23 protein-coding genes are annotated in these 23,053 nt (G+C 65.0%); 20 read left to right on the forward strand and 3 right to left on the reverse strand.

Annotated elements, in window-relative coordinates; genetic code table 11:
• Nucleotides 1-26 precede the first annotated feature (26 nt).
• The 8 genes from pgsA to AAE027_RS25835 all read left to right on the forward strand — a co-directional run bounded on the left by pgsA (nucleotide 27) and on the right by AAE027_RS25835 (nucleotide 6,652).
• Nucleotides 27-644 (forward strand): CDP-diacylglycerol--glycerol-3-phosphate 3-phosphatidyltransferase, encoded by a 618-nt coding sequence (pgsA, locus tag AAE027_RS25800; protein ID WP_091886795.1) that lies wholly within the window; start codon nucleotides 27-29, stop codon nucleotides 642-644.
• On the forward strand, nucleotides 641-892 hold the full coding sequence (moaD, locus tag AAE027_RS25805; protein WP_091886798.1) for a molybdopterin converting factor subunit 1: 252 nt from the start codon (nucleotides 641-643) through the stop codon (nucleotides 890-892). The genes pgsA and moaD overlap by 4 nt, the downstream gene beginning before the upstream one ends.
• A 3-nt stretch (nucleotides 893-895) precedes the next feature.
• On the forward strand, nucleotides 896-1,378 hold the full coding sequence (locus AAE027_RS25810) for a molybdenum cofactor biosynthesis protein MoaE (RefSeq protein WP_370986311.1): 483 nt from the start codon (nucleotides 896-898) through the stop codon (nucleotides 1,376-1,378).
• A complete protein-coding gene (gene prmB, locus AAE027_RS25815) occupies nucleotides 1,378-2,337 on the forward strand; it encodes a 50S ribosomal protein L3 N(5)-glutamine methyltransferase (protein WP_370986312.1) in 960 nt (319 codons plus the stop codon). The genes AAE027_RS25810 and prmB overlap by 1 nt, the downstream gene beginning before the upstream one ends.
• A 90-nt stretch (nucleotides 2,338-2,427) precedes the next feature.
• On the forward strand, nucleotides 2,428-3,015 hold the full coding sequence (locus AAE027_RS25820) for a phage holin family protein (RefSeq protein ID WP_370986313.1): 588 nt from the start codon (nucleotides 2,428-2,430) through the stop codon (nucleotides 3,013-3,015).
• Entirely contained in the window at nucleotides 3,016-4,146 is a 1,131-nt protein-coding gene (locus AAE027_RS25825; protein WP_370986314.1) for a YihY/virulence factor BrkB family protein, read from the forward strand.
• Between the two features lie 163 nt (nucleotides 4,147-4,309).
• Nucleotides 4,310-5,782, forward strand: a complete 1,473-nt coding sequence (locus AAE027_RS25830; protein ID WP_370986315.1) for an EAL domain-containing protein — start codon at nucleotides 4,310-4,312, stop codon at nucleotides 5,780-5,782.
• 15 nt (nucleotides 5,783-5,797) lie between these two features.
• Nucleotides 5,798-6,652 carry a TIGR01459 family HAD-type hydrolase gene (locus AAE027_RS25835; RefSeq protein WP_370986316.1) on the forward strand — a complete coding sequence of 285 codons (855 nt, stop codon included), beginning with the start codon at nucleotides 5,798-5,800 and terminating at the stop codon, nucleotides 6,650-6,652.
• 161 nt (nucleotides 6,653-6,813) lie between these two features.
• On the opposite strand, the gene AAE027_RS25840 is transcribed toward AAE027_RS25835, so the two are convergent.
• Nucleotides 6,814-7,209, reverse strand: a complete 396-nt coding sequence (locus tag AAE027_RS25840) for a response regulator (RefSeq protein WP_008567674.1) — start codon at nucleotides 7,207-7,209, stop codon at nucleotides 6,814-6,816.
• Between the two features lie 228 nt (nucleotides 7,210-7,437).
• On the opposite strand from AAE027_RS25840, the gene AAE027_RS25845 reads away from it, so the two are divergent.
• From AAE027_RS25845 to arfB, 7 genes are all read left to right on the forward strand, one after another.
• On the forward strand, nucleotides 7,438-8,409 hold the full coding sequence (locus AAE027_RS25845; RefSeq protein ID WP_091886817.1) for a bifunctional riboflavin kinase/FAD synthetase: 972 nt from the start codon (nucleotides 7,438-7,440) through the stop codon (nucleotides 8,407-8,409).
• A 206-nt stretch (nucleotides 8,410-8,615) separates the two neighbouring features.
• The gene (gene ileS / locus AAE027_RS25850) at nucleotides 8,616-11,624 is read left to right on the forward strand and encodes an isoleucine--tRNA ligase (RefSeq protein WP_370986317.1); all 3,009 of its coding nucleotides are present in this window, start codon (nucleotides 8,616-8,618) and stop codon (nucleotides 11,622-11,624) included.
• 174 nt (nucleotides 11,625-11,798) lie between these two features.
• Complete coding sequence (lspA, locus tag AAE027_RS25855) at nucleotides 11,799-12,293, forward strand: signal peptidase II (protein WP_370986318.1); 495 nt, start codon at nucleotides 11,799-11,801, stop codon at nucleotides 12,291-12,293.
• A gap of 95 nt (nucleotides 12,294-12,388) precedes the next feature.
• Nucleotides 12,389-13,114, forward strand: a complete 726-nt coding sequence (locus tag AAE027_RS25860; RefSeq protein ID WP_370986515.1) for a hypothetical protein — start codon at nucleotides 12,389-12,391, stop codon at nucleotides 13,112-13,114.
• A gap of 203 nt (nucleotides 13,115-13,317) precedes the next feature.
• On the forward strand, nucleotides 13,318-14,712 hold the full coding sequence (locus AAE027_RS25865) for a M16 family metallopeptidase (RefSeq protein ID WP_370986319.1): 1,395 nt from the start codon (nucleotides 13,318-13,320) through the stop codon (nucleotides 14,710-14,712).
• The gene (locus tag AAE027_RS25870; protein WP_370986320.1) at nucleotides 14,709-16,082 is read left to right on the forward strand and encodes a M16 family metallopeptidase; all 1,374 of its coding nucleotides are present in this window, start codon (nucleotides 14,709-14,711) and stop codon (nucleotides 16,080-16,082) included. The genes AAE027_RS25865 and AAE027_RS25870 overlap by 4 nt, the downstream gene beginning before the upstream one ends.
• A 170-nt stretch (nucleotides 16,083-16,252) precedes the next feature.
• Nucleotides 16,253-16,669, forward strand: coding sequence for an alternative ribosome rescue aminoacyl-tRNA hydrolase ArfB (gene arfB / locus AAE027_RS25875; RefSeq protein ID WP_091886828.1), 417 nt, complete (start codon nucleotides 16,253-16,255; stop codon nucleotides 16,667-16,669).
• A gap of 156 nt (nucleotides 16,670-16,825) precedes the next feature.
• Here the strand turns inward: arfB and AAE027_RS25880 are convergent, their stop codons facing one another.
• Nucleotides 16,826-17,026, reverse strand: coding sequence for a hypothetical protein (locus AAE027_RS25880; protein WP_370986321.1), 201 nt, complete (start codon nucleotides 17,024-17,026; stop codon nucleotides 16,826-16,828).
• Nucleotides 17,027-17,441: 415 nt separating this feature from the next.
• Here AAE027_RS25880 and AAE027_RS25885 point away from each other — a divergent pair, with 415 nt between their 5' ends.
• Genes AAE027_RS25885 through AAE027_RS25900 form a run of 4 tightly spaced genes read left to right on the forward strand, consistent with a single transcriptional unit; the run spans nucleotide 17,442 to nucleotide 20,416 of the window.
• A complete protein-coding gene (locus AAE027_RS25885; protein WP_370986322.1) occupies nucleotides 17,442-17,828 on the forward strand; it encodes a c-type cytochrome in 387 nt (128 codons plus the stop codon).
• On the forward strand, nucleotides 17,829-18,224 hold the full coding sequence (locus AAE027_RS25890) for a VOC family protein (RefSeq protein ID WP_091886837.1): 396 nt from the start codon (nucleotides 17,829-17,831) through the stop codon (nucleotides 18,222-18,224). It abuts the gene before it with no gap.
• A 46-nt stretch (nucleotides 18,225-18,270) separates the two neighbouring features.
• Nucleotides 18,271-18,819 (forward strand): gluconate 2-dehydrogenase subunit 3 family protein, encoded by a 549-nt coding sequence (locus AAE027_RS25895; protein WP_370986323.1) that lies wholly within the window; start codon nucleotides 18,271-18,273, stop codon nucleotides 18,817-18,819.
• A 28-nt stretch (nucleotides 18,820-18,847) separates the two neighbouring features.
• A complete protein-coding gene (locus AAE027_RS25900; protein ID WP_370986324.1) occupies nucleotides 18,848-20,416 on the forward strand; it encodes a GMC family oxidoreductase in 1,569 nt (522 codons plus the stop codon).
• 229 nt (nucleotides 20,417-20,645) lie between these two features.
• On the opposite strand, the gene AAE027_RS25905 is transcribed toward AAE027_RS25900, so the two are convergent.
• Nucleotides 20,646-20,957, reverse strand: a complete 312-nt coding sequence (locus tag AAE027_RS25905) for a ribbon-helix-helix domain-containing protein (RefSeq protein ID WP_370986325.1) — start codon at nucleotides 20,955-20,957, stop codon at nucleotides 20,646-20,648.
• A 251-nt stretch (nucleotides 20,958-21,208) separates the two neighbouring features.
• Here AAE027_RS25905 and mutL point away from each other — a divergent pair, with 251 nt between their 5' ends.
• A complete protein-coding gene (mutL, locus tag AAE027_RS25910; RefSeq protein WP_370986326.1) occupies nucleotides 21,209-23,023 on the forward strand; it encodes a DNA mismatch repair endonuclease MutL in 1,815 nt (604 codons plus the stop codon).
• Nucleotides 23,024-23,053 lie beyond the last annotated feature (30 nt).

A 23,053-nucleotide genomic window follows, 5' to 3' on the forward strand; every position in this document is an offset into this window, starting at 1 on the left:
AGGCACCAGCGGTATTGGTAGGACGGATGAACATCGCAACGACACGAGGGGCAACCAGGCGCTCGATGTCCCTTCCCAACATCCTGACCTACGGCCGGATCGCCGCGATCCCGGTCGTGGTCGGATGCATTTACGCGCAGTCGATCGTGGACGGGCCGCTATGGCTGCGCTGGGTGGCTGTGGCCATCTTCATCGGCGCCGCGGTGACGGATTACCTCGACGGCTATTATGCGCGAATCTGGAATCAGCAATCGGCGTTCGGCCGGATGCTCGACCCGATCGCCGACAAGCTGCTGGTCGCCTCGTGCCTGCTGATGCTGGCCGCCGATGGCATCATCCATGGCTGGTCGCTGTGGGCTGCCATCGTGATCCTGTGCCGCGAGATCCTGGTCTCGGGCCTGCGCGAATACCTCGCCGCGCTGCGCGTCAGCGTGCCCGTGACCAAGCTCGCCAAATGGAAGACCACGGTTCAGCTCGTCGCCATCGGCTTCCTGCTCGCAGGCCCGGCCGGCGATGAGGTGGTGCCGGTGGTGTCGATGATCGGACTGGCGCTGCTGTGGGCTTCGGCGATCCTCACCATGTACACCGGCTACGACTATTTCCGTGCCGGCATCCATCACCTCATCAAGGAGGACGAGGGATGAAGGTGAAGTATTTCGCCTGGGTGCGCGAGCGCGTCGGCAAGGCCGAGGAGATGATCGAGCCGCCCGCGACGGTGCGCACCATCGAGGAGCTGATCGCCTGGCTGTCCGGCCGGAGCGAGGCCTATGCCTACGCCTTCGAGAAGCCGAAGGTGATCCGCGCCGCGATCGATCATGCCCATGTCAAGCAGGACACCGCGATCGCGGGCGCCCGCGAGATCGCGTTCTTCCCGCCGATGACCGGCGGCTAGGCCATGACCTCCGCTGTCACCACCTGCCCCGTCACCATCCGCATCCAGGAGGATGATTTCGACATTGCGCGCGAGATCGCGATCCTGACCAAGAGCCGTACCGACATCGGCGCGGTCGTGAGCTTCTCCGGCATCTGCCGAGCCGACGAGGACAGCGCGAAGATCGCCGCGCTCACGCTCGAACATTATCCGGGCATGGCGGAAGAAGAGATCAAGCGTCACGTCGACGAGGCGATTTCGCGCTGGCCGCTGAACGGCGTCACGGTGATTCACCGTGTCGGCCGCTTCATGCCCGGCCAGAACATCGTGCTGGTGCTGACCGCCTCGCAACACCGCCAGGCCGCGTTCCAAGCGGCCGAGTTCCTGATGGATTATCTCAAGACAAGCGCGCCGTTCTGGAAGAAGGAAGAGAGCGAAGCCGGCGCCGGCTGGGTCGAGGCCCAGGCGCGTGACGACGAAGCCGCCGCGCGCTGGACCCGATCCTGATGGCAAGAGCATCCAAAAAGACCGCGCGCGGCCGCGCCGCGCCAAGACTTGCGAAGGTCGGTGCGGGTGAGCTTCTCACGCTGCTCGATTTCGTCCGCTATGCGGTGAGCCGCTTTGTCGAAGCCGAGCTCGCCTTTGCCCACGGCACGACCGATCCGGTTGCCGAGGCGGCCTTCCTGGTCAGCGAGGCGCTGCATCTCAATCCCGAACAGTTCGAGATTTTTGCCAAGGCGCGCGTCACGGTCGCCGAGGGCAAGACGATCCTCGATCTCATCCATCGGCGCGTCACCACGCGCAAACCGGCCGCCTATCTCGTCAACAAGATCTACATGCGCGGCCTGCCCTTCTATGTCGACGAGCGCGTCATCGTTCCGCGCTCCTTCATCGGCGAGCTGCTGGATTCGCATTTCGGCAGCGACGGCGCTGCCGGATCGCTGATCGACGATCCCACCGCCGTCGAGCGCGTGCTCGATCTCTGCACGGGATCGGGATGCCTCGCCATCCTCGCCGCGCATCATTTTCCGAACGCTGCGGTCGATGCCGTCGACATCTCCAAGGGCGCGATCGAGGTCGCCACGCGGAATGTCGGCGAATACGGGCTCGGGGACCGGATCAGCCTGTATCGCGGCGACCTGTTCGCCCCGCTCGGCGATGCACGCTATGACCTGATCATCACCAATCCGCCCTATGTCGATGCCGAAGGCATGGCCGCGCTGCCGCCGGAGTGCCGGGCCGAACCAAAACTCGCCTTCGACGGCGGCGCTGACGGCCTCGACGTGGTGCGCCGCATCCTGCGCGAGGCGCCCGATCACCTGACGCCGGATGGCGGGTTGATCTGCGAGATCGGGCGCGGCCGCGAGTTGGTCGACGAGGCCTTTCCGGAACTGCCGTTGCTCTGGCTGGACACCGAAGACTCCGAGGCCGAAGTGTTCTGGATCGCAGCCGCCGATCTCGGCTGATCCTCTACGGCGGGCCCGCTCCCTCGGAACAAGTCAAATTCCGCCACGTTCATCCCCCGACGAATTTCGTGGCTCTCGGAGGATGTCCGCATGCTCGCGCCATCGGGCGAATTGCTGCGCGCCGGCGTGGCGCTCAAGCTCAACCATCTCAAGCGAGCCACGCAATCGTACTTGCGCGACCGCACCAGCCAGGCCACCGGACGGGCGACGTCCTACGCGGTTGCAACCGGCCTGTTTGCGGTGGCCGGGCTGTTCGTCATCGCGGCCCTCTTTGTCGGTCTGATCGCCCTGTATCGCTGGGTTGAGATCACCTACGGGCAATTCTGGAGTTTCGGTGCTGTCGGTGCAGTGCTGCTGGTGCTGGCGGCGGTCTGTGCCGGCATCGCCATGACGATGATGAAGCGGCCGGCCAAGCCGGTCGTGCCGCTTGCGAGCCGCGTGCGCGTTGCGATCACCACCCCGCGGATTCCTCGTGGAACGGTCAAGGAGGCCGTGAAGGAGGTCGCAACGACGATCCCCCTCGTGCCGCTTGCGCCCGGCGAACGCGGTCATGGCAGCAAAGTCTGGTCGAACCGCGCCAACCGTCCCGTGCAACTGGGCCTGATGCTCGCAGCCGTCGGCCTGGTCGGGCTGACGGCCGCACGCCGGCGGCGCCATAGGCACGGTCTGGAGACGTGAATGCTGGTGCGGCGCTCCGAGCAGATGGACAGCTGGTTGCTGGTGGCGGCCACGGCCGTGTTCGTGCTCACCGCCGAGCGCTACTTCCAGGACTCCGGCCTGGTCCGCTCGGGGCCCCCGCAGGACCATCGCAAAGGCGAGGCGAATTCACCGGAAACCGACCCGGGGCGCGCAGCCGTGCAGCCCGGCCATGGCCGCCGCGCGAAGAGCCCCCTCACGATCCCCTGGGCTGGCTGGAAGGATATCTTCTGGCGCACCTATCAGCGCATCGACGAGGATCGCCTGCTCGCCACAGCGGGCGGCGTCGTGTTCTTCGGGCTGCTCGCGATCTTTCCGGCCGTGACCGCGCTGGTCTCGTCCTACGGGCTGTTCGCCGATCCCTCCACGATCAGCGATAACCTCCAGAAGCTGGCGATGATGCTTCCCGAAGGCACCTTCCAGATCGTCGAGGAACAGGTCGGGCGCGTGGTGTCGAAGGGCAGCACGGCGCTGGGTGCCACCTTCCTGTTCGGCCTTGTGCTCGCGATCTGGAGCGCCAATGCCGGCGTCAAGGCGATCTTCGACGCACTCAACGTCGCCTATGAGGAGCGCGAGAAGCGAAGCTTCGTCCGGCTGAACATGGTGTCGCTGGCCTTCACGGTCGGCGGCATCATGGCGCTGTTGCTGATGGTGGCTGCCGTCGTCGCCCTCCCGCTCGTGCTCAATCACCTCGGCCTGGCGCCTGAAAGCAAATTGATCGTGGCGCTGGCACGATGGCCGCTGCTGTTCCTGATCCTGCTCGTTGCGCTCGCCATCCTCTACCGGTTTGCGCCCAGCCGCGATGCGCCGCGCTGGCAATGGCTGAGCCTCGGCGCGGTGATGGCGGCCATCCTCTGGATCGCCGGCTCGGCACTGCTCTCCTGGTATCTCTCGGAATTCGCCAATTACAACGCGACCTACGGCTCGCTCGGTGCGGCGATCGGTCTGATGATGTGGATGTGGATGTCGGCGATCGTGATCATGTTCGGAGCCGAGCTGAACTCGGAGATCGAACGGCAGACCCTGCGCGACACGACCACCGGGCGGCCGAAGCCGCTCGGCAGCCGCGAAGCCGTCTCGGCCGATACGGTCGGCGCCGCCGCGCCGGCCTGAGGCCATGACGGTCCTGAACGCGCGTGCTGGAGGCTGCTATCCCCTCGAATCAACAATGATGTTAAGGTCATGCTGCTTGGGGGGAGCATGAGGCGTGACGGGTCGGACGGCGGCCCGTGTTTTCCCGGGTAAGACAGTCAGCTCTTGAGGCGTAACGCGCGGCATGATTCGCATTTCGACGATCTTCATCGCCATCTGCATGGTTCTGGTCGCGGCCTCGCTGGGGCTGGTGCTCTATTCGGTCGCCGGCATCAGCGGAACCGAGTCCGCGATCGTGGCGCTGACCGCGCTGACCTTCCTGATCCTCTACAACGCGGTGTCGATGCGGCTGCGCGACCGCAGCGACGTCGGCGGCCAGATCGCCGACCTCTCGCGCGGCACCGCCGACCTCGCCCGTCAGGTGGCCGAGTTCGGCCGCCGGCTTGCGGCGGTCGAGGGACGCATCGCCTCGTCCAATTCGACCAATTCCGACCGCATCCAGTCGGTGGTCGGCGAGATCAACGAGCTCGGCGGACTGGTCAGGCAGCTCGCGACCACCGTCTCGGCGCATGAGGACCTGCTGGCTGCCGCTCCGGTATCAGCCGCAAGCCCGGTCGAGAGGCAGGATCCGGTGGCGCCGCTCGATCTGATCGCGACGATCGACGAGCGGCCGGCTGCCCCGTCACCGTTGCCCGTGGCGCCCCCGCCTCCCGCAGCGCAGCCGCGGCCCGCACAGGCGGTCCCGACCCAGGTCGCCAACGGCCGCAACCAGACCCAATTGCTGGCGACGCTGCGCAACGCGATCGACGAGAACCGCATCGACATCTTCCTCCAGCCGATGGTGACGCTGCCGCAGCGCAAGGTGCGGTTCTACGAGGCGGTGACGCGCCTGCGCGATGAGCGCGACCAGCTGATCGCCGCCGAGGAGTTCATCAGCATCGCGGAAGCCTCCGGGCTGATCGGGCGCATCGACAATATGGTGATGCTGCGCTGTGTGCAGGTGCTGCGGCGCCTGATGGTGCGCAACAAGGATGTCGGCGTGTTCTGCAATGTCGCGGCCTCCACGCTCGGCAATTCCACCACCTTCGCGCAATGCCTCGACTTCCTCGAAGCCAACCGGGCGCTGGCGCCCTCGCTGGTGCTGGAGTTCAAGCAGTCGACCTTCCGCAACCTCGGCCCGGCCGAGACCGAGAATCTCGCCGCACTCGCCCAGCGCGGCTACCGCTTCTCGATCGACCATGTCACGGATTTGCGCATCGAGCCGCGCGAGCTCGCCGACCGCGGCGTGCGCTTCATCAAGGTGCCGGCCACGCTGCTGCTCGATCCGAAGCAGGCCTCGGCCTCGGACATCCATCCGTCCGACCTCTCCGATCTGCTCGGCCGCTTCGGCATAGACCTGATCGCCGAGCGGATCGAGGGCGAGCGCGCGGTGGTCGACCTGCTCGATTATGACGTGCGGTTCGGCCAGGGCTTTCTGTTCGCACCGCCCCGGCCATTGCGGCCGGAAGGGGCATCTGCTACCGGCGGGGCCTCGCCGACCCAGGCGCAGGACATCCAGGGATCCAATGGCTCCGGCACACCCAGCTCAGGCGCAACGTCTTCAGCGCCTCCGCCACAACGCATCACCGGCAACGCGGCGCTCGCGCGCCGCATCTGATTGGCCGCGCGCATCATGACCACGTTGCATTTTGCCGAAAGCCTGCGCGAGCTCGTGGGTGGCGTTGACGTCGTGCTCAGCGACATCTGGGGCGTGGTCCATAACGGTCTCGAATCCTTCCCCGAGGCCTGCGAGGCGCTGCATACCTATCGCAGCCGCGGCGGCACGGTGATCCTGATCACCAACGCACCGCGCCCGGCCGACTCCGTGCAGCGGCAATTGCGCAAGCTCGGTGTCGCGGACGAGACCTATGACGCGATCGTCTCGTCGGGCGACCTGACGCGGCTCTATGTCGCCGAGCATCCCGGCCGCAAGATGTTCTGGCTCGGCCCCGAGCGCGACAACTCGATCTACCGTGGCCTCGATGCGACGACCGCGCCGCTGGAGGAAGCCGATTACATCGTCTGCACCGGCCTCTATGACGACGAGACCGAGACGGCGGAAGACTATCGCGGCATGATGCTGAAGGCGCGCGAGCGCAAGCTGACGCTGGTCTGCGCCAACCCCGACATCGTGGTCGAACGCGGCGACCGGCTGATCTATTGCGCCGGCGCCATCGCCGAGCTCTACCGTGAGCTCGGGGGCGAGGTGATCTTCTACGGCAAGCCGCACCGGCCGATCTATGAGCGCGCGATGGCGCTCGCCGGCGAACGCCAGGGCCACCAAATTGATCGCAAAAAGGTCTTGGCGATCGGCGATTCCGTCCGCACCGATCTCACCGGCGCGCGCGAGTTCGGCATCGACTGCCTGTTCGTCACCCGCGGCATCCATGCCGAGGAGTTCGAGGGTCTCGACCAGCTCGACCCGGCATCCGTGATGGAATTGTTCGGCCATCCGCCGAAGGCGCTGATGCGCGAATTGAAGTGGTGACACGACCACGAGCTTGGACGAATTGCAGGGCTCCAGACCTCGTCATGGCCGGGCTTGACCCGGCCATCCACGCCGTCCTTCGCATGTCCCTGAACGTGGATGCCCGGGACAAGCCCGGGCACGACGATCTCAATGGATGACTGTTTTCAGGCCAGGCGCCCTTACGCGCTCGCCATGTCCGGGAAGACCGCCTCGATCTTGGTCTTCAGCGTCGCCGCGTTGAACGGCTTGACGATGTAATTGTTCACGCCGGCCTTCTTGGCCGCGATCACGTTCTCGGTCTTGGACTCAGCCGTGATCATGATGAAGGGCGTGGTGGCGAGGTTCGGATCCGCGCGCACTTCGCGCAGGAGGTCGTAACCCGTCATCGGCTCCATGTTCCAGTCGGAGATCACGAGCCCGTACTTCTTGCCGCGCATCTTGTTCAGCGCTGCCGAACCGTCGCTGGCATCGTCGATATTCTCGAAGCCAAGCTGCTTCAGCAGATTCCTGATGATACGGATCATGGTGCTGTAGTCATCCACCACCAGAACCGGCATCGACAAATCAACCGCCATCTCGACTCCCCCAACGCAAACCCAGGAATATTACGATCGGACCTGCCAGGCCGGGAGCCCGGCAGTTCCACGCCAAAGGACTAGCATCAAGGCGTTAAACAGCGCGTTAACTGCGGACGCCTCTAAAGGACTGAAATCGTGTTCAATGTCCCGGCTCCCCCCGCTTGACTTCGTCGGGCCGGTCGAGCCACGGTCCCGACCGGTCCTGCCGCTTCGAGAATTCCCCTGATGGCTCCGCATTTTACCGTCATCCGCGACACCACGCCGGACTCTGCGATTCCGAGGGGTGCTGTGGTCGCCATGGGCAATTTCGACGGCGTCCATCTCGGTCACCGCGCCGTGATCGCGGCCGCCCTGGAAATGGGCCGGGCGCATGGCCGTCCTGCGCTGGCATTGACCTTCGAACCCCATCCGCGGCGGTTTTTCAGCCCCAACACCCCGCAATTCCGCCTGACGGATGAGCCGGCCAAACTGCGACTTTTGGCCGGCACCGGCCTTGCCGGCGCCGTGGTCATGACTTTCGACAAGGCGCGCGCCGGAACCAGCGCGCAAGACTTCATTCACCATGACCTGATCGGGCGCCTCGGCGTCAGCGGCATCGCCGTCGGATACGACTTTCATTTCGGCAAAGGTCGCGTCGGCTCGCCGAGCCTGCTGGTCAACGAGGCGCCCCGGCTCGGCATCGAGGTCGACGTGCAGCCCCATGTCGATATCGACGAGCGGCCGGTCTCCTCCAGCGCGATCCGGATCGCCCTCGCCGAGGGCCAGCTCGACGAAGCCACCACCATGCTGGGAGCCCCCTGGTTCATCACCGGCGAGGTGATCCACGGTGAGAAGCGCGGCCGCGACCTTGGCTATCCCACCGCCAACATCCGTCTGGACGCCAATTGCGGCCTGAAGCACGGCATCTACGCCGTGCGGGTCGGCCGCGGCGCCGAGCGCCTCGACGGCGTGGCAAGCTTCGGCCGACGACCGACTTTCGACAATGGCGCGCCGCTGCTGGAAATCTTCCTGTTCGACTTCAAGGGCGATCTCTACGGGCAGGCGCTCGACTGCGCCTTCGTCGGCTTCATCCGCGAAGAGCTGAAATTCGACAGTCTGGAGGCCCTGATCCGCCAGATGGACGACGATTCCGCCCGCGCCCGCGCCATGCTGGCCGCCGCCCCGGACGCGTTTCCGAAGCTTGGCGCGATCGATTGAGCCGGAAACCGGGCCACCCGAACCTTTGCGCTTCCCCCGCCCGGCTGCTATGGAGAGCCCATGTTTGCGCGGCGCATCATAGCGATTAGCGGCCCGGCTTCCGCCTGAGCCTTCGGCTCGGCGCAAGACCGGGATGTTGTCGTTTCACCCCCGCGATTCCTTATCGCTATCCGTTTTCCCGCGCCCCTTCCGAGCCAGTCAGCCTCATGTCCGAAAAGCCGCAGAAGTCCCAAAAGTCTGAAGTCAAAGACTATTCGAAAACCCTGTTCCTGCCGCAGACCGAATTCCCGATGCGCGCCGGCCTGCCGCAGCGCGAGCCGGAGATCCTCAAGCGCTGGTACGAGATCGGCCTCTACGAGAAGCTGCGCGAGAGCGCCAAGGGTCGCGCCAAGTTCGTCCTGCATGACGGCCCGCCCTATGCCAACGGCAACATCCATATCGGCACGGCGCTGAACAAGATCCTGAAGGATCTCGTCACCAAGAGCCAGCAGATGCTCGGCTTCGATTCCAACTACGTGCCGGGCTGGGACTGCCACGGCCTGCCGATCGAGTGGAAGGTCGAGGAAGAGCACTATCGCAAGAAGGGCAAGCAGAAGCCCGACTTCCGCGACTCTGCCGCAATGATCGACTTCCGCAAGGAATGTCGCGCCTATGCCACGCACTGGCTCGGCGTGCAGCGCGAGGAGTTCAAGCGCCTTGGCGTGATCGGCGATTGGGACCATCCCTACGCCACCATGAGCTTTCCGGCCGAAGCCCAGATCGCGCGCGAGCTGATGAAGTTCGCCGCCAACGGCACGCTCTATCGCGGCTCCAAGCCGGTGATGTGGAGCGTGGTCGAGAAGACCGCGCTGGCCGAAGCCGAGGTCGAATACGAGGACTACACCTCCGATACGGTGTGGGTGAAGTTTCCGGTGACCTCGCCCGCGCACGGCGCGCTCGCCTCCGCAAGCGTGGTGATCTGGACCACGACACCATGGACGCTGCCGGGTAACCGCGCCATCTCGTTCTCGCCGAAGATTGGCTATGGCCTGTACAAGGTGACCGAGGCACCCGCCGACAATTGGGCCAAGACCGGCGATCTCCTCATCCTCGCCGACGCGCTCGCTGAAGAAGTCTTCAAGCAGGCGCGCGTGACGGCCTATGAGAAGGTCCGCGAGGTCCCCGGCGACACCATGGACGCGATCGAATGTGCCCATCCGCTGAAGGGCCTCGCCGGCGGCTACGACTTCATCGTGCCGCTGCTGCCCGGCGACCACGTCACGGACGACACCGGCACCGGCTTCGTACACACGGCACCCGGCCATGGTCGCGAGGACTTCGACGCGTGGATGGCGCAGGCGCGAGATCTCGATGCGCGCGGCATCAACACGGCAATCCCCTATACCGTCGACGAGAACGGCGCCTACACCGATCATGCGCCGGGCTTTGCCGGCAAGCGCGTCATCAACGACAAGGGCGAGAAGGGCGACGCCAACGAGGCCGTGATCAAGGCGCTCGTCGAAAGAGGCATGCTGCTCGCGCGCGGTCGGCTGAAGCATCAATATCCGCACTCCTGGCGTTCCAAGAAGCCGGTGATCTTCCGCAACACGCCGCAATGGTTCATCGCGATGGACAAGGACGTTGCCGCTGACGGCAAGACCAAGTCCGGCGACACGCTCCGCGCGCGCGCGCTGCATGCGATCTCGGTGACGCAATGGGTGCCGCCGTCGGGCGAGAACCGCATCAACGGCATGATCGAGGCCCGCCCGGACTGGGTGATCTCGCGCCAGCGCGCCTGGGGCGTGCCGATCGCCGTGTTCGTACGGGAGAAGGGCGACGGATCGGCCGAGATCCTCCAGGACGAGGCCGTCAATACGCGCATTGGTGAAGCTTTCGAGAAGGAAGGCGCGGACGCCTGGTATGCGAAGGGAGCGCGCGAGCGCTTCCTCGGGTCCCGCGCGAATGAAGACTGGCAAAAGGTCGACGACATTCTCGACGTCTGGTTCGATTCTGGCTCGACGCACGCCTTCGTGCTCGAAGACCCCGTGCATTTCCCGGGCCTCGCCGGCATCAAGCGCAAGGTCGATGGCGGCACCGACACGGTGATGTATCTCGAAGGCTCGGACCAGCATCGTGGCTGGTTCCACTCCTCGCTGCTGGAGAGCTGCGGCACGCGCGGTCGGGCTCCTTACGACATCGTGCTGACCCACGGCTTCACCCAGGCCGAGGACGGCCGCAAGATGTCGAAGTCGCTCGGCAACACGATCGAGCCGCAGGCCGTCATCAAGGAATCCGGTGCCGACATTTTGCGGCTTTGGGTCGCATCTTGCGACTACACCGACGACCAGCGCATCGGCCCCGAAATCCTGAAGAACACCGTCGAGACCTATCGCAAGCTGCGCAACACCGTGCGCTGGATGCTCGGCACGCTGCATCACTATAAGCCGGCCGACGCGGTCGCCCCTGCCGACATGCCCGAGCTCGAGCGGCTGATGCTGCACGAGCTCGCGATCCGCGCTGCCGCTATCGACAAGGCCTATCGGGAGTTCGATTTCAAGACGGCGGTCGCTGTCCTGTCCGCCTTCCTCAACAGTGAGCTGTCGGCGTTCTATTTCGACATCCGCAAGGACACGCTCTATTGCGATCCGCCCTCTTCGCTGACGCGCAAGGCGGCGCTGACAACCATCGACCTGTTGTGCGCCTCGATCCTGAAATGGCTGGCCCCGATCCTCAGCTTCACCGCGGAGGAAGGCTGGCGCATGTACCGGCCCGACGCCGAGCCGTCCGTGCATCTGACGCTGTTCCCGCACGATCTCGAAGCCTTGCGCGACGACAAGCTCGCGGCGAAGTGGGAGACGATCCGCAACGTGCGCCGCGTCGTCACCGGCGCGCTCGAGCTCGAACGCGCCGCCAAGAATATCGGCTCGTCGCTGGAGGCCTCGCCGGTGATCTATGTCGCCGACCGGGCCATGCTGGCGACGCTGTTCGACGTCGATCTCGCCGAAGTCTGCATCACCTCGAACTACGAGGTGCGTGAGGGCGAGGCGCCGGCTTCCGCGTTCCGTCTCGATGCCGTGCCCGGCGTCGCAGTCGTCGTCGAGAAGGCGGTCGGCACCAAATGCGCCCGCTCCTGGAAGATCTCACCGACGGTGGGCGAAGACCCCGAATACCCCGACGTCACCCCGCGGGACGCTCGGGCGCTGCGCGAATGGAAGGCGCTGGGGGTGGGGATTTAACAAGCCGTCGTCCCGGCCTAGTGCGCAATTGCGCACGGGGGCCGGGACCCATAACCACCGCAGCTAATCGTCGCGAAGGCTGATGACTCCGAGTCTTTCAAACAACCGCTGCCTCGGGGTATGGGTCCCGGCCTTCGCCGGGACGACACCGGTGCTAACGGCAGGCATCCCGGCATGACCCCGCTCCGCGCCGGCATCACCTCCGCCCTGGTCACACTCGTCCTCGACCAGGCCTCCAAACTTTGGTTGCTGAACGTGTTCGACCTCGCTCATCGCGACGTGGTGCGGGTGACACCGTTCTTCGATCTGGTGCTGGCGTGGAACATCGGCATCAGCTTCGGCTGGCTCCAGAACGACGGCCAGGCGGCGCAGCTCGCGCTGATGGCCGTCAAAGCTATCGCGGTGGTCGCGCTGGCGATCTGGATGGCCCGCTCCCACACCCTTCTCGCGACCATCGCGCTAGGCTTGATCATCGGGGGCGCCATCGGCAATGGCATCGACCGCCTGGCCTATGGCGCGGTGGTGGATTTCGCCCTGTTTCACATCGAAATCGGCGGACATACCTATAATTGGTACGTGTTTAACCTCGCCGACGTGGCCATCGTTGCTGGGGTGGCGGCGGTATTGTATGATTCCTTCCTGGGGGCACCCGCCGCAAAAGCGCCCTGATCCCGGCCGATACGACCGGCAGGTGGAATCCGTTTTTGCAAGGGGTCAGGCCGCGTGCGAGCGGCAATCTGCCACAATATGGAACAGGTATGGTGATGCGCAGCTCGAAGACCAGCGGTTCAATGGTTCGAGACCCCAAATGGGGGTTCTGGCGGGCATTGAAATTGTCCGCTGTCGCGCTCGGCATCGGTCTCGTCATGTCGACCGGCGCCGCCCGCGCCGGTGACGACGACGAGGAAGACGACATGACCTTCGAAGAGAAGCTCATCGACAATCTGATGTCCGGCCTCGGCGCCAAGAGCATGGAGAAGCCCGGCATCGAGTACCGCGAGCGTTCGCCGCTGGTCGTGCCGCCCAAGCTCGACCTGCCGCCGCCGGTCGCCACCCAGGCCACGAATGCGCCGAACTGGCCGAAGGACCCCGACGAGAAGCGCCGCAAGGAAGCGATTGCCGCGCGCAAGAAAGCCACCAAGGCGACGGAGAACTGGCAGGCCGCCCGGCCCCTGACCCCCGCTGAGATGAAAGCGGGTGAGGTCGCCGCGGCCCCCCGCACCAGCAATGATCCCATCCAGCCGGGTACCAACGGCAACCCGTCACTCAGCCCCGCCGAGCTCGGATACAGCGGTGGTCTGTGGAACATGATGAAGGGCGGCAACAGCTCCGAAGAGAAGAAATTCGTTAGCGAGCCGCCGCGCCAATCGCTGGTCGAGCCCCCGCCGGGCTATCAGACGCCGTCGCCGAACTACGCCTATGGCGCCGGGCCTGACAAGTCGCGACGGACCTATTTCGACATCATGTCCGGCAAGGAGAAGGAACAATAACGTTCCTGTCGCGCCGCGACATCCTGACAGAACCGCACCCTGCGCCGGCGGCTCGTGCACGCCGGACGTGGTTCCTAAATTGCTTATCAGTAACTTGCCTCCGCGTTGAGTTCTCTGCTTCGTGACGCGAAGCCTCAGCCGCACGGTGTAGCATGCCGTGCTTCCGAGCCGGACATCCGGATCTCGGCCTTTCACTAGGGATCATGATGTCCTCTTACCGATCGGCTGCCTGCCTCCTTGCCGCGCTGCTTTCGACGAGTGTCCTGACAGCCGGCGCGTCCCTCGCCCAGACCACGGTAACATCGGCCCCGCCCGCCAGCTTCACGCTCAGCAACGGCATGCAGGTCGTGGTGATCGCGGATCACCGCACGCCCGTGGTCACGGAGATGATCTGGTACAAGGTCGGCTCGGCCGACGAGACGCCAGGCAAATCCGGCCTCGCCCACTTCCTCGAGCACCTGATGTTCAAGGGCACCTCGAAGCATCCCGTCGGCGAATTCTCGCAGACCGTGCTCCGCGTCGGCGGCAACGAGAACGCCTCGACCTCGGTCGACTACACCAATTACTACCAGCGCGTTCCGCGCGAGCAGTTGCCGACCATGATGGAGTTCGAGGCCGATCGCATGACCGGCCTCATCCTCAAGGACGAGAACGTGCTGCCCGAGCGCGACGTCGTGCTCGAAGAGTACAACATGCGCGTCGCCAACAATCCGGACGCACGGCTGAACGAGCAGATCATGGCCGCGCTCTATCTCAACCACCCTTACGGCCGGCCGGTGATCGGCTGGCACCAGGAGATCGAGAAACTCGATCGCGAGGATGCGCTCGCCTTCTACCGCCGCTTCTACGCGCCGAACAATGCGATCCTGGTGATCGCCGGCGACGTCGACGCCGCTGAAATCCGCCCGCTGGTCGAGCGCAATTTCGCCGCCATCCCGGCGCAGCCCGCCATCCCGGCGCGGCGCATTCGTCCGCAGGAGCCGGAGCCGGCCGCACCGCGCACCGTCACGCTGGCCGATCCGCGGGTCGAGCAGCCGAACATGCGGCGCTATTATCTCGTGCCCTCGGCGACCACGGCCGCAGCCGGCGAGAGCGCGGCCCTCGACGTGCTCGCGCAGCTGATGGGCAGCGGCAGTAATTCCTATCTCTACCGCGCCCTCGTCGTCGACAAGCCGCTCGCGGTCTCGGCCAACGCCAGCTATTCGAGCATCTCGCTCGACCCGACCCAGTTCGCGATCTCGGCCGCACCGAAACCCGGCGTCAGCTTCGCAGAGGTCGAGCAGGCGGTCGACGGCGTCATCGCCAATGTCGCGCAGAACCCGATCCGCGCCGAGGATCTGGAGCGGGTCAAGACCCAGCTCATTGCGGAAGCGATCTATGCCCAGGACAACCAGGCAGTGCTGGCGCGCTGGTATGGCGGCGCGCTGACCACGGGCCTGTCGATCGAGGACATCAGGAGCTGGCCCGACCGCATCCGCGCGGTCACTGCCGAGCAGGTTCGCGCCGTTGCGCAGAAATGGCTCGAAAAGAAGCGCTCGGTGACGGGCTATCTGATCAAGGACACCGCCACCGCCAAGCGCGAGGAGAAGCGTTCGTGACCTATCCCTTCCTTCGCGCGCGTCACTTCGCGCTGTCCTTCGTTACCGGCGCGGCCCTCGCACTGGCCGCGGTCTCGCCGTCGCATGCAGCCGCAAAGATCCAGCATCTGACCTCTCCGGGCGGCATCGAAGCCTGGTTCGTGCAGGACGCAACCGTGCCGCTGATCGCCATGGAATATTCCTTCGCCGGCGGCTCGGCGCAGGATCCCAAGGACAAATCGGGCGTCGCCAACCTCGTCGGCGACCTCCTCGACGAGGGCTCCGGCGATCTCGACTCCAAGACCTTCCATGAACGGCTCGACCGCCGCGCCATCGAGCTCTCCTTCAACGCCACCCGCGACACCCTCCGCGGCAGCCTGCGCATGTTGCGCGACAACAAGGACGAGGCCTTCGACCTGCTACGGATGGCTTTGACCTCGCCGCATTTCGACACCGCCGATGTCGAGCGCATCCGCTCGCAGGTCATCTCGGGACTGCGCCGCGAGACCACCAATCCGACATCGCTGGCGAGCCGCAAGTTCCTCGAGGTCGCCTTCGGCGATCACCCGTACGGCCGGCAGACCAACGGCAACCTCGATAGCGTGCCGACCATCGCGGTCGCCGACTTGAAGGATTATGTCGGCCGCGTGCTCGCCAAGGATGGGCTGAAGATCGCGGTCGTCGGCGACATCGATCCGGCCACGCTCGGCAAGCTGCTCGACCACACCTTTGGTAGCCTCCCCGCCAAGGCCAATCTCACGCCGGTCCCCGACGTCGAGGCCGCAAAGCCGCCGCAACGCGCCTTCGTGACGCTCGACGTGCCGCAGACCGTGATCACCTTCGGTGGCCCCGGCGTGAAGCGCAGCGATCCCAACTTCATGGCGGCCTATGTCGTCAACCACATCCTCGGCGGCGGTGGATTGTCCTCCCGGCTCTATCGCGAGGTCCGCGAGAAGCGCGGGCTGGCCTATTCCGTGTACGAATCGCTGCTGTGGATGGAGCATTCGGCGCTGTTCATCGGCAATACCGGCACGCGCGCCGACCGCGCCGGCGACACCATCGACGCCATCGAGAAGGAAGTCCGCCGCATCGCCGAGGAGGGCCCGACACAGAAGGAGCTCGACGAGGCCAAGTCCTACCTCAAGGGCTCGCAGATGTTGGCGCTCGACACCTCCTCCAAGCTGGCGCAGGCGCTGTTGCAGTATCAGCAGGACAAGCTGCCGATCGACTATATCGAGAAGCGCAACGCCATTGTCGATGCGGTGACGCTGGACGACGCCAAGGCCGCCGCGAAGCGCCTGTGGGATCAGGGCCTCCTCACCGTCATCGTCGGCCGCGCCCCGCAGGCCGCCGCGCAGCCGGTGGCGGTACCGGCGACGAAGTCGAACTGACGATCCGATAAAGCGTCTCCTGAAATGGCCGGGCTCGCCGTCTCCGCCTGCGGCTTCGCCGCCCGGCGAAGCCATGGCGGAGCCGGGTCCCCGCCATTTGCGTTTCCACGATGCACCATTGCCGAACGTAGACGTTCGCGATATGTCCGGACGTCACGAATGGTGCCATCATGCTGCGGATATCCCGCGATCTCGTCATCGACGAGGACGACATCGAGATCGGCTTTGTCCGCGCCTCCGGGCCCGGCGGACAGAACGTCAACAAGGTCGCGACTTCAGCGCAACTGCGCTTCGACACGCGCAAGCTGACCCTGCCGGAGGATGCCGCCATCCGGCTTGCCCGCATCGCCGGACAGCGCATGACCAAGGACGGCGTGATCGTGATCCACGCCCAGCGCTTCCGCACCCAGGAGCGCAATCGGCAGGATGCCATCGACCGGCTGGTCGAAATGTTGCGCGAGGCGATGGTACGCCCGATCCCACGACGCGCGACACGGCCGACCTTCGCGTCCAAGCAGCGCCGGCTCGAAGGCAAGAAGCGCCGCAGCGACATCAAGGCGAAGCGCGGGCGCGGTTTCGACGATTAGAGCATGATCCGGAAAGGCGGCCTTCCGATAAGGTCATGCTCAAAACAATGACCGAAAGGTGCGATTGCGATTCATCCCAATCGCATCGTGCTTGAGGCACCGAAAAAAATCTCCGGCCGCAGGGCGACCGGAGATTTGCTGTTTCAAGGATAGTCGTCAGTAGCGCTTGCCGGTCGCAGCACCGCCCGTAGCCGCATCGTCGGCCGTGCCCTTACGCGTCGCGCTGCCAGTGGTTCCGGCGGTACCCTTACCCTTGGTCGACTTCATGCCGGCCTTCTCGCCGGCAGCCCCCTGCTGCGCGCCGACATCATCATCCTCGCTGCCCACCGTGCCGCCCTGCATGGGTTTGCTTTGCACGGTGCCTCCGGGCTTGACGCCAGATGACGTACCTTGCGCGAGAACAGGCGTCGCAATGAGAGCCGAGAGAGCGCATGCGATTGCAGAGGTCTTCACCAACTTCATCCATTTCTCCTGGATTTTTTCGCGATGAACGGCACGGCGGCATCCCTGCGCCGCTCGCCTGCACCGGACCAGTTCATCGCAAAGAGAGTTTGAACGGCGCGGCTGTGATGCAACCTGCGTCGTGTGGTCATCGTTTAGGGATTTCTGGGCGGTTTCGCGGAATTGTGCTCCTCATATGCGGCAGCGCGGAACACACGCCACGCGCGAGCCCCCGTTTGCAGCGAAACAGCCCGCTACTACCACCGCATCTCTGACGCCGCCTAGAGTTTGCGCACGCTGACTTCGAAGTGGATGGGGCGAGCTCTTGGCGATGCGCGCAGTCGTGCTGGGATTGTGCACCGCGATGGTGCTGATGATGCGGGTTGCCGACGCGCAGATGCCATTGCCGGCGGCAAGACCGCTGGATGGCGCGACACTCTTCAAGCAGCAATGCGCAGTGTGCCACACCATCAGCCTGTCGGAGCCGATGCGGCAGGGTCCGCCTCTGGTCAAGATCGTGGGCCGGCCCGCCGGCAAGCTCGATGGCTTTCGCTACTCGGAGAGTCTCGCGAAGGTCGACTTCGCCTGGGACGAAGCAAAGCTCGACGCCTGGCTGGCCAATCCTCAGGCGGTCGTCCCCGGCGTGGTCATGGCCTACCGGCAGGCAATGCCGGAGACGCGCGCTGCCATCATCACTTATCTCAAGGAGCAGAACTGAATGGCAAAGCCCGTCCATTCCATGATCCGTGTGCGCGACGAAGCACGATCGCTCGACTTCTACAGGCGCGCCTTCGGCTTAGAGGTCGTCGACCATCTGAAATTCGCGGATTTCGCCCTGATCTATCTGCGTCATCCCTCCTCACCTTTCGAGGTCGAGCTGACGGTGAATTTCGATCGCAAGGAGCCGTACCAGCTCGGTGACGGCTACGGCCATCTCGCCGTCGTGGTCGAAGACCTCGACGCCGAACATGCCCGCTTCGAGCGCGAGCAGCTCGCGCCGGGCCCCTTACGCGATTTCAAGCACGACGGCAGGACGCTGGCGCGCTTCTTCTTCGTCAACGATCCCGATGGCTACAAGATCGAGGTGATCCAGCGGGGCGGCCGTTTCAATTGACCAAATCACGATAATCCCAATCACAAGAATTGAAGGAGGACATGCCATGAGAGAAGTCGACCGTCGAAGCAAGCACAGCCGCCGCGTCTTTCTCAAGGGCGCGGCAACCGCCGTACCGGTTGCGGCCGTCGCGAGCAGCGTCGGTGTCAGCATCGACAATGCCTGGGCAGATGAAGCGAGCACGCTGTCGCCTGCGACAATGAAGACACTGCTGAAGGTCGCACGCGACATCTATCCGCACGATGTGCTCGGCGACAGCTACTACATCACCGCAATCAGGCCGTGGGACGGCAAGGCGGCCAAGGATCCCGCCGTCAAGACGCTGATCAGCGACGGCATCGCGCGGCTCGACCAGAACGCGCGCGATCGCCACAAGGTGGCTTACGCCGAGGTGCCCTGGGAAGCCGACCGCGTGGTGCTGCTGAAGGAGATCGAGCAGAGCGAGTTCTTCCAGAAGGTGCGCGGCGACCTCGTCGTCTCGCTTTACAACCAGAAAGAGGTCTGGCCGCGGTTCGGCTACGAGGGCTCCTCGGCCGAGCATGGCGGATACATCAACCGCGGCTTTGCCGACATCGACTGGCTGCCGAAGGCTTAACGTCACCCAACGGTTCAGGAGAACGCATATGGCAAAATTCGATCTGAACGACTCCAGCGTTGTGGTGATCGTCGGCTCCGGCGCCGGCGGCGGCACGCTGGGCAACGAGCTCGCGCAGAAGGGCGTCAAGGTCGTCATTCTCGAGGCAGGTCCCCGCATCGAGAACCACGACTTCATCAACGACGAATGGGAGAGCTTCTCGCAGCTCGCCTGGACCGATGCGCGCACGACGTCAGGCACATGGCGCGTCGCCAAGGATTTTTCGGGTCTTCCCGCCTGGATCGTCAAGGCAGTCGGCGGCTCCACCGTGCATTGGGCCGGCGCCTCGCTGCGTTTCGACGAGCACGAGTTCAAGGTGAAGAGCACCTATGGCAACATTCCCGGCGCGAATCTGCTGGACTGGCCGGTCACGCTCGCGGAGATGGAGCCGTGGTACGCCAAGGCCGAGAACAAGATGGGCGTGACCCGCACCAACGGAATTCCCGGGCTTCCCGGCAACAATAACTTCAAGGTGCTGGAGGCCGGCGCGAAAAAGCTCGGCTACAAGACCGTGCACACCGGCAACATGGCGATCAACAGCCAGCCGCGCGACGGGCGCGGCTCCTGCCAGCAGATCGGCTTCTGCTTCCAGGGCTGCAAATCCGGCGCGAAATGGTCGACGCTCTACACCGAGATCCCGAAGGGCGAGGCGACCGGCAATCTCGAAGTCCGCCCCGGCAGCATGGTGGTCAAGATCGAGCACGATGCGAGCGGCAAGGTGACCGGCGTCGTCTACGCCGACGAAAATGGCGCCATGCAGCGCCAGAAGGCGCGCATCGTCGCGGTGGCCGGCAATTCGATCGAAAGCCCGCGGTTGCTGCTCAACAGCGCCTCGACCATGTTCCCCGATGGTCTCGCCAATTCGAGCGGCCAAGTCGGCCGCAACTACATGCGCCACATGACCGGCAGCGTCTACGCCGTGTTCGAAAAGTCGGTGCACATGTATCGCGGCACCACCATGGCCGGCATCATCCGCGATGAGGCCGCTAACAATCCGAAGCGCGGATTCGTCGGCGGCTACGAGATGGAGACGCTGTCGATCGGCCTGCCCTTCATGGCGGCGTTCCTCAATCCCGGCGCCTGGGGCCGCCCGTTCACCTCAGCACTCGACGGTTATCCCAGGATGGCCGGCATGTGGCTGGTCGGCGAGGACATGCCGCAGGAGACCAACCGCATCACGCTCGACCCTGTCGTGAAGGACAAGTTCGGGCAGCCGGTCGCGAGCGTGCATTTCGACGATCATCCCAACGACGTCGCAATGCGGGCCCACGCCTACAAGCAAGGCGCTGCAGTCTACGACGCCGTCGGCGCCACCGTGACCTATCCGACGCCGCCCTATCCGAGCACGCACAATCTTGGCACCAACCGGATGAGCGAGAAACCGCGGGACGGGGTGGTCAACAAGTTTGGTCAGAGCCACGACATCAAGAACCTGTTCGTCTCCGACGGCAGCCAGTTCACCAGCGGCGCGGCCTGCAACCCGACGCTGACCATCGTCGCGCTGGCCATCCGGCAGGCCGACTACATCGCCGGCGCGATGCAGAAGAAGGAGATTTGAGGCCGGGCGCCCTCGCCGTCATTGCGAGCGCAGCGAAGCAATCCAGGATCTTTCCGCAGCGACAGTCTGGATTGCTTCGTCGCAAGAGCTCCTCGCAATGACGCCAGAGGGAGTATTGTAGTCCCGTAGCCCGGATGGAGCGCAGCGCAATCCGGGGCCGCTTTCACCTGTGGCTCGAATCCTGGATTGCGCTTCGCTCCATCCGGCCTACGCACTTTTGTTGGAACGTCTATTCCGCCGCGTCGAGAATCGGCTCCACCGTGGCCTTGAACTCCGGCACCATGCTCCGGGAGCGGTAGATCAGACACGAGCAACGCAGCAGCGAGGCGAAATTGTTGACCTCGCCATGATGGTCGAGCACCTCGTTGTAGAGTGTCGTCAGGAACTTGCCGAGGCTCATGCTCTCCTTGGCCGCGATCTCCTCCAGCGTGTCCCAGAACGCCATTTCCAGCCGGATCGAGGTGCAGTGCCCGCCGATCCTTAGAGAACGGGTCTGTGATTCGTAGTCGCGTTGGGGCTGGTGCGCGAAGAGATGGCACATGGCGTCCTCCCGTCCTGTTGCCATTTTTTCACGATGCTACACCGCTCCCTGGCACCTCACAATCAGGACGGTGGCCGGAGATGCGTTCATCCCGGTTGCGGAATTTTCTCGAACGGCCAATGTCTTCAATGTGATAGTGAGCCCTCTTCCCCAACCCGTCACTCCGGTATTGCCCAGCCCATGCTTTTGACGCAACACGGCCTAGAATAGCGTCGTCTGCGAATCCCCGTTCGAGCCTCAAGATCGAGTTCATGCCCGTCCGCCAGCTTCCAGAGCAAGTCGTCAACCGCATCGCCGCCGGCGAGGTGGTCGAACGTCCGGCGAGCGTGGTCAAGGAGCTCGTCGAAAACGCGATCGATGCCGGCGCGAGCCGCATCGACGTCTTCACCGACGGTGGCGGGCGCAGGCGGATCGGCATCACCGATGACGGCGGCGGCATGACTGCAAAGGATCTCGCACTCGCAGTCGAGCGCCACGCCACCTCCAAGCTCGACGATGAGGACCTGCTCCAGATCCGCACCCTCGGATTCCGTGGTGAGGCGCTGCCCTCGATCGGGTCGGTCGCGCGCCTCTCCATCACGACGCGGCACGCCAGCGAGCCGCACGCGTGGGCGTTGACTGTCGAAGGCGGCGAGAAGTCCGAGATCATGCCGGCGGCGCTGGCGCATGGCACGCGGGTCGAGGTCAACGATCTCTTCTACGCGACGCCGGCGCGGCTGAAATTCCTGAAGACCGACCGCACCGAGGCCGAGGCCATTCGCGAAGTGGTCCGGCGCCTCGCGATGGCGCGGCCCGATATCGCCTTCACGCTCGCGGGCGAAGAGCGCGCGCCGGTGACCTGGGCCGCGGCGCTGCCCGGCGCGGCGGGACGCCTGACGCGGCTCGGCGATATCCTGGGCGCGGAGTTTCGCAGCCACGCCATCGAGGTCCATGCCGAGCGCGAGGGCGTCGTCGTCGCCGGCTATGCCGCCGCACCTGCGCTGACCAAAGCCAACGCGCTCGGGCAATATCTCTTCGTCAACGGCCGTCCGGTGCGCGACAAGCTGATCCTCGGCGCGGTGCGCGCGGCCTATTCCGACTATCTGCCGCGCGACCGCCATCCCGTGGTGGCGCTGTTCGTCACGCTCGATCCACGCGAGGTCGACGCCAACGTGCATCCGGCCAAGACCGAGGTACGTTTCCGCAACGCGGGTCTGGTGCGCGCGCTGATCGTGCATGGATTGAAGGAAGGGCTTGCGCGCGAGGGACGGCGCACGGCGGCCAACAGCGGCGGCGCCGCCTTGTCCTCGTTCCGCCCTGCCTTCACGCCACAACGGCCTGCCAGTTGGGACTGGCGCCAATCGCCATCGGTCCCGGTTGGGACACTGCCGTCGTTCGAAGGTTCAGCAGCACCCGCCTTCGCCGAGCCCGCCCAGGCCGCCTTCGATGTCGGTGCGCCCAGTGCGGACGTGCGGATCGAGACGCAACCCGCCGGCGATCTCATCGACCGCCCGCTCGGCGCAGCACGCACGCAGATCCACGAGACCTACATCGTCTCGCAAACTCGCGACGGGTTGATCATCGTCGACCAGCATGCCGCGCACGAGCGCATTGTCTATGAACGGCTGAAGGCCTCGCTGGCGGCGAACGGCGTGCAGCGGCAGATCCTGCTGATCCCCGAGATCGTCGAGATGGACGAGGCCACGGTGGAGCGCCTGCTCGATCGCAGCGGGGAGCTGGCATCGTTCGGTCTCGCGATCGAGTCCTTCGGCCCCGGCGCGGTCGCGGTGCGCGAGACGCCGTCGCTGCTGGGCAGGACCAATGCAGGCGGGCTGCTCCGCGATCTCGCCGAGCACATGGCCGAGTGGGACGAGGCCTTGCCGCTGGAGCGCCGCCTGATGCATGTCGCCGCCACCATGGCCTGCCATGGCTCGATCCGCGCCGGCCGCCGGCTGCGGCCGGAGGAGATGAACGCCCTGCTCCGCGAGATGGAGGACACCCCGAACTCCGGCCAGTGCAATCACGGCCGCCCGACCTATGTCGAGCTGAAGCTGAGCGATGTGGAGAAGCTGTTCGGGCGGAGGTGACGGTGCCGTAGGGTGGGCAAAGGCGCAAAG

The organism is Bradyrhizobium sp. DN3, assembly GCF_041357655.1.
Lineage (GTDB): Bacteria > Pseudomonadota > Alphaproteobacteria > Rhizobiales > Xanthobacteraceae > Bradyrhizobium.